The 4913-nt window shown below is 47.1% G+C and carries 5 protein-coding genes; all 5 read right to left on the bottom strand.

Features of this window, described 5'->3' with window-relative positions; all coding sequences use genetic code 11:
* On the bottom strand, window positions 1-528 hold a 528-nt coding region (locus tag HY877_06110; GenBank protein ID MBI5299849.1), incomplete at its 3' end, for an ATP-binding protein.
* Between the two features lie 95 nt (window positions 529-623).
* Window positions 624-1901 (bottom strand): AAA family ATPase, encoded by a 1278-nt coding sequence (locus tag HY877_06105; GenBank protein MBI5299848.1) that lies wholly within the window; start codon window positions 1899-1901, stop codon window positions 624-626.
* A complete protein-coding gene (locus HY877_06100; protein MBI5299847.1) occupies window positions 1898-3262 on the bottom strand; it encodes a putative DNA binding domain-containing protein in 1365 nt (454 codons plus the stop codon). The genes HY877_06105 and HY877_06100 overlap by 4 nt, the downstream gene beginning before the upstream one ends.
* Window positions 3263-3285: 23 nt before the next feature.
* The gene (locus tag HY877_06095; GenBank protein ID MBI5299846.1) at window positions 3286-4395 is read right to left on the bottom strand and encodes an FAD-dependent oxidoreductase; all 1110 of its coding nucleotides are present in this window, start codon (window positions 4393-4395) and stop codon (window positions 3286-3288) included.
* Between the two features lie 64 nt (window positions 4396-4459).
* Window positions 4460-4753 (bottom strand): hypothetical protein, encoded by a 294-nt coding sequence (locus tag HY877_06090; protein MBI5299845.1) that lies wholly within the window; start codon window positions 4751-4753, stop codon window positions 4460-4462.
* Between the last annotated feature and the right edge of the window lie 160 nt (window positions 4754-4913).

Genomic DNA, 4913 nt, shown 5'->3' with positions numbered 1-4913 from the left:
TTCATCAATCAGCAGTGCAATGGCAGTTCCACGATCAACCGCCGCCTCGGCCACAGCGATAAAGAGATTTGAAAGATCAACTTCCAAATCACCACTATCGGCGGTGCCGCGTTCGGACTCAATGTCCAGTCCGAATTCAATCTCCGAAACTTTGACAGTGATTCCGTTGGCAAAACTTTTGAGAACGCCGAGTCCGCGACGAACCTTTTCACTTAAGTTCGCCATGCGATCCAAATCAAAAAGAAGCCTGCGCAACCGGGGGACCATAAGCGCGGCCAGCGATTTATTTTCATGTGCCTCCAGCGTGATCGCATGATATCCCGCCGTTTTTGTCAGATGTTCTATTTCGCCCAAAAGAACTGTTTTGCCGACGCCACGCAAACCAACCAGTATCAGGCTCTTTTCAGAGCGTTTTTGTCTTACGCGGCCAAGAAGAATTCGAGCCTGTTCAAGGATGCCATCGCGCCCAACTAATTCCGGGGGAGGAGAGCCAGCACCGGGCGAAAACGGGTTTTTGATTTGATCCAAGACACCCTCCTAACGTTATACTAGGTTATAAGCACTTATAGCAGTTTTAACATATAAGTGCAAATAACTTATTATAACTTCATTAAAAACCCGGGTTAAACAACCTTCATCTCCAAAATCCGATCTACTCTGAAGGTTCTTTCTTCGCCGCGCTCTTTGCAGAAAGCGCGCAGGCCGGGGAATGTTTTGCCGGCGTATTCCATTTCTCCCATTTCAATCGGGCGCACTCTTCGTTTCGATTTTACATCGCTGGCCTTGAGATAAATCATTTCCAGTTCGCTTCCGTTTTCAATCGCTTCGCGAATCATCTCCATCTTTTTTGAGAGAGGCAGATATTCCTCGGAGCGGGCATATTGAAAACCGGTCAGAAATTTCACCGCGGCCCAGTCAATCAGCGCCTGCCCGCGAGTCAGCGGTTTTTTCAGGATCATCCCATCGAGACTCCGGCAACGGCTTAGCGCCACATACATCTGGCCCGAGGCAAAAATTCCACGGCCGGTATCAATGACGACATGATCAAAAGTTTTTCCCTGACTTTTGTGAATGGTAACCGCCCACGCGAGTTTAAGCGGATATTGCGTGAAGGTGCCGATTGTTTCGGTGGTGAGACTTTTGAGCCGGCTGTCATATCCGTGGCGAAACATTTCCCATGTGTAGGGTTCGAGTTCGTGACGCGAACCATTTTCCAGACAAACCGTGATCTCCTCGCTACCGGCCGAGATCACCCGCGCCATTGTCCCGTTGACCCAGCGTCCGAGCGAGTCATTGTTCAGAAGCATCACCTGCGCATCTTTTTTAATTTCCAGTGTTTGCGCGGTTGGAAAAGAATCCGGCAAAAAATCGCCGCCAACTTCTCCTTCATAACGGAAAATTTTTCCCGAAAGAGTGGAAAGTCTTTGCCGGTTGATCGCTTCGGCATGATCGTTGGTCGCAGTGAGAACCACGTGCAAACCCTTCTTCATTATCGCCGGGTCAAAATCGGGATCGTGCCTGCGGTTGAAAGCGGCGACATCTTTTTCCGTGAGGGTATTGTTCCGGACGGCGTTGAGCAAACGGATGAACTCGGCATCTTTCTGGCGATAGACTTTTTCCAGCTCGACGAATTGCGGACGCATCTGCGAAAAGATATTTGCGTTAAAAAAATGGGGCCCCGCGTAGGCCTCAAGCAAAGCCTGCCGCTCGGCGGGCCGGATCACCGGAGGGAGTTGATAGAGATCCCCGATGAAAATCATTTGCACACCACCGAAGGGAATTTTTTTTCGCTTGGTAACGGCGCGCAAAAAAACGTCGGCGCAATCGAACAGGTCGGCGCGAACCATTGATATTTCATCCACCAATATCATGTCCAGGTTGAGATCAAGACTGCCGTTCATGTTGACATCTCTAAAATTTCCCAATGCCCACCCTTATCCGGACCAATGCGTCGGATTTTGCGGTCTTCTTTCAGTTTCCTCAAATTCCATTCAATACCTCTACGAGTCAGACCGGTCTTTTTCATCAATTCCTTCTGGGTTATTTGTGGGTTTGTTTTAACAAATAAGAGTATTTTCTCCACAGTTTTCTCCACAGTTTTCTCCACAATCAATGGCAATTTTTTAAACTCTTCTTCTTTTTTAAAAACAGCAACAAAAAAACCTGTGACCTCAAAACGGGGAGGCGGAACATGGGCTTTTTTGGTTGCATCTTTCATCCGTCGAATACCCGAACCTATTTTTTCGATTTCTCCCATTCTATGAAAAAGGTCCACAAGCTTTGGGTTCCGATGCACACAACGTTTTCCCAGATCCGACCTCTTCATTCCCGGGGGAAGTCCGCCGGGATCCACAATTTCAACCCTGTCACGGTATATTTCAACCATTACTATGGAACCGCGTATCGAGTAATCACGGTGAACCACGGCATTCAAAACAGCCTCACGCAGGGCGTTTTCAGGAAGTTCCAATATTTCTTTTCTTTGGAGCGTTTTGATTTCATATCGCAATGAAAGATGACGCTTTAGAAATACCATTGCCTGCTCAACATTCTCAGGAAGCGTTCCCTGCATGTCTTTGCGATCAAGTATGTCGGCCTTCCCCGTTCCCTGAAAAAGTACGCAAGTAAGTTCTGATTGGGGAATAAACCTGCGTGGCTCCTTCGCAAAAAACAAAACTCCGGCATTATTGAAAATAATTTTGTTTCCTCTTGTATGGGCAACAACACCGAGGTTTTTCAGAATATCAACGGTAGAAGCGTCACCCTGATGTATTTTGCCCTTCTGCATGAATGAACTGAAGGCCCGTTTGTCAAAATCTTTCGGATATTGAAACTCCGGACAAGGTAATTCGTCAAAGTAATATGGCCGAATTTTTTGGATGAATTCTATTAGCTCGTCGCGTCTAAGTTTCTGACTCGTCGGGCCAACGCGAAGATAGTAACCGTCACCGCACGAATAAGGCTTTTTGCTACCTTCGGGCACATCTATGACAAGGATGTTCTGACTTTTTATGCGCGCCTTTGCGGCGGAAATTTTTACCGGTGGATCACAGTTTCGGGCAAAATCCTGAATCGCCGCCAGCAGACGGTTTGTCGTCTCAAATCCCACAACTTCGCCGGCATCATTGATACCGATGAAAATTTTACCACCCTCGCCATTGGCAAAAGCGACCATTTCCCTTGCAAGCGAAGGGGATATCCCTTCTTTGAATTCCACTTTCTGTGATTCGCCAAGTTTTAGGAGTATTTCAATTTGCTTCATTTACGTCCTTTAAAAAATATAATTCATAAAGCATTGAGGGCCATTTTTGAAATTTCTTCCGCGATCGCGGGGGCAGAAGTAAGTCCGGGCGAATCGATTCCCAAGGTGTGAATCTGGTTTTTTTGTTTTTCGATTAGAAAATCGCCGTAGGGTTGACCGTTAACATAGAGTTTTGGGCGATTTCCAGCGTAGGCGGGTTGCAAATCTTCAGCTTTCACTCCCTTGATATAGAGATTCGCTTCTTTTATAAAAACTTCCGGCGGAGTCACCAAAGAATAATCAGTTTTTTGAGACCAATCGAGTTCCACCTGTGTGGGACCCACATACAAATCACCGCCAACACCGCGGTGAAGATGAATTCCCATGCTGGAAACAAGGCGCTTGTCTTTTTCGCCGCCGGGCAAAAAGCGGCGCGGCACGGGATAGACCACTTCGTTGATCTTGCCTTTGCGCCAGATCATGTATTCCCCTTTAAACGGTTTGATCCGGTAATCTGTTTTGCCGCCAGCCATTTTATAAATTTCATCGGCAAAAAGTCCGGCGCAGTTGACAAGGAGCGAATATTCCATCGGCCCGCGCGTTGTTTCGATAATATTTTTTTCGGAGTTGATACCGGTTACGGCACACGGATAAATAATGTAACAATTTTCCTGAGCGGCAAAATAGCGCTCCAGTGCGCGAATGTAGAAAGCTACATCCATCATGCCGGAAGTTTTTGCGAAAATCACACCAGCAAAATCGTTCATCTCCGGTTCTTTTATTTTAAGTTCCGCCAAAGTTGCCTCGCGCATATCCGGAACACCGCAGGCCGCGCCATTTTTCAGCGTAGCCTCCAATGCCGGCACTTCCGCATCATTAAAAGCTACGAGCCACTTGCCGCATTTTTTATGGGGAACATTCAGTTTGTCGAGCCATTGATAGGTGAGCCGGTTTCCTTCCACACACCATTTCGCTTTGAGCGATCCTATCGGATAAGCAAAACCGGCGTGAATGACTTCAGAATTGCGACCACTAGTGTGATCACCCAAAAACTGTTCTTTTTCGAGGAGGAAAATTTCGGGATGACCGGGCTTACTCGCCAAAGCAATCGCCACATGCAACCCCACCACCCCTCCGCCAACAACGATGTACATAGTTTCGGCCAGCTAGCATAGGGCTGATAACTTGAAAAGCAGAGAATGGAAAGAAAACGGCCCGCTACTTGGTTGTTGGTGGCTTTGTTGTTGGGTTAACCGGATTTGTGATTGTTCTCGGAACATTGATTGGATTGGTGGAAGGAACGGTCACGTTTGTTGTGACGGCACCTGTCTTACCGACATTGGCTGTTGTTGGAGTGGTGATCACTGTTTTTGCTGTGGACGGAGCGGTTGTTTTGAAAGGCTGAGGCAATGGAGGCTGTGTCACCGTTGGTTGTACGACTTTCGCTTTGACCATGGAGAAACTGCCCAACACAAGAATTGCGATTGTGACAACGATTATTTTCTTATTCATAAATTTTTCCTCCTTTAATTTCTAGATGATATGTAAAAGCGTCAGGACGGGACTTGTGGGATATAAACCACAAGGAGGAAAAACCCATGAACCTGACAACAGCATTATCATCGCAGCACGATATTTTCGTAGGCATCGATGTGGATGCCAAAAGTTACGC

The sequence above is a fragment of the Deltaproteobacteria bacterium genome (genome assembly GCA_016213065.1).
Taxonomy (GTDB): Bacteria; UBA10199; UBA10199; order SPLOWO2-01-44-7; family SPLOWO2-01-44-7; genus JACRBV01.
The sequence above is the reverse complement of the archived record's forward strand: the minus strand, read 5'-3'. Positions and strand labels throughout refer to the sequence as shown.

What these genes read in the sequence shown, in the direction of transcription:
- HY877_06105 (MBI5299848.1), bottom strand. Translation starts at nt 1,901, where the DNA reads ATGAACGGCAGTCTTGATCTCAACCTGGACATGATATTGGTGGATGAA.
- HY877_06100 (MBI5299847.1), bottom strand. Translation starts at nt 3,262, where the DNA reads ATGAAGCAAATTGAAATACTCCTAAAACTTGGCGAATCACAGAAAGTG.
- HY877_06095 (MBI5299846.1), bottom strand. Translation starts at nt 4,395, where the DNA reads ATGTACATCGTTGTTGGCGGAGGGGTGGTGGGGTTGCATGTGGCGATT.
- HY877_06090 (MBI5299845.1), bottom strand. Translation starts at nt 4,753, where the DNA reads ATGAATAAGAAAATAATCGTTGTCACAATCGCAATTCTTGTGTTGGGC.